1 protein-coding gene and 1 pseudogene are annotated in these 1,460 nt (G+C 66.0%); one reads left to right on the forward strand and one right to left on the reverse strand.

All coding sequences use genetic code 11. The features are described from left to right. Window positions 1-135 (forward strand): annotated as a pseudogene (locus AB1781_11395) (DDE-type integrase/transposase/recombinase). 7 nt (window positions 136-142) lie between these two features. Here AB1781_11395 and AB1781_11400 read toward each other — a convergent pair. Next, a complete protein-coding gene (locus tag AB1781_11400; GenBank protein MEW5705171.1) occupies window positions 143-1,240 on the reverse strand; it encodes an ISAs1 family transposase in 1,098 nt (365 codons plus the stop codon). Between the last annotated feature and the right edge of the window lie 220 nt (window positions 1,241-1,460).

The following is a 1,460-nucleotide window of genomic DNA, read 5'->3' on the forward strand; positions in this document are numbered from 1 at the left end:
TGGGAGAACAACCGGGTGGAGAACTCCCATCAGCCGTTCCGAAGGCGAGAGAGGGCGATGCTCCGGTTCCGGCGCCTGCACAGTCTTCAGAAGTTCGCCTCAGTCCACTCCTCCATCTCCAACCAGGGCAATCGCATTTGGCTCACGCGGCGGCTAAGCCATTGAGGATGCTGCGAAGGAACGTGTTGTCCCAGCCTGCGCGCTTGAGCTTGATGGAGAGGGAGCCCTTCGATGTATCCCTGCGGAGGACATCGAGAGCGCGGCGTCGCAGGATGGCGAGGTTGGCGGGGCCGTTATCCTTGCGGTTGCGCGCGGCATCCTCGCGGAACGAGACGTCAAGCTGCCAGTGGAGGGCGTTCTCGATGGCCCAGTGGGCCCGGACGGCGGCCAGGAGGACCTCTGGGGCCGGCATCCAGGACAGCGCGAAGAAGCGGGTTTCGGAGGTGACGATGCCACAGGTCTCGCGGGTCGCCTCGATCCGACCGAAGCCTTTCAGCTCGGGGAAGTCGTGGTGCTCTGCCAATCCCTCGGCGGAGACGACCGTAGCGGTGCGGACCTCCTTGCGGCCATGGCCGGTCTCCTCGCTCCGGGCCACGGGATGACCGGCTCGCAGCGTCCCGAAGCAGGCGCGGGCATCGGACAGCAGCGAGTCCTGGTTGGCCTTCAGCGCCAGGCACCAGTCGCCGCCCTTGGCGTTGATCGCTGCAACCGTGCGACGATTGCAGTGCAGTGCGTCGGCCGTCACGACCTTGCCCTTCAGCGCGATCAGCCCGAGGACCTCAAGGGCGGCGTTCAGTTCCGCGCCCCGGTCGGCAGGCACGCTGGCCAGCGTCAGGTGCAGGCGGGAGGCGTAGGCCGACACCATCATCCGCGTTTGTGCGCTCTCGTGCCTGTCGCGCGCGCCCCGCAGCGCCTTGCCGTCGATGGCGACGACATCGCCCTCGCGCAGAAGGGCGGCCACATCGGCTAGCACCCGCCCGAACGCAGCATCGAGGGCCTTGGGATCGACGATCCGGAATACCGCTGAGAACGTGTCGTGCGACGGGACGGCATGCTTCAGCTTCAGGAAGCTTCTGAAAACACTTTCCTTTGCGCGACCAAAGGCCGCCATCTCGGCGCAGGACGTTGCGCCGCAGAGCACAGAGACAAAGGCGATGACCAGCAACTCGCCAAGGTCGTGGCGCGCGTTGTCGGCGCGGGGATCGGGGATGTCATCAAAGGCAGTGAGGAAGATATCCATGGCGGCAGCGGGCTCCGAGCGATCAAGCCCCCCTCAGAGTCCATCCCGCCTTCCGCCGAAAGGGCGGTGGCTCACGCCCTCAGAGCCAAACGCGATTCCCCTGCTTGGAGACCCGCCGACCGACCGCTCTGAGCTATGACTGAATTTGGGTGACGCGCACTGGTCAGGCGGCGCGATTTTCGGTGTCGCTGGTAGCGGCGACACCGTCGGTGAACGTGAC

This window comes from Pseudomonadota bacterium (assembly GCA_040752895.1).
Taxonomy (GTDB): Bacteria; Pseudomonadota; Alphaproteobacteria.

Bases quoted from the DNA above. Each gene is read 5' to 3' on its own strand.
- AB1781_11400 (MEW5705171.1), bottom strand. From the start codon at position 1,240: ATGGATATCTTCCTCACTGCCTTTGATGACATCCCCGATCCCCGCGCC.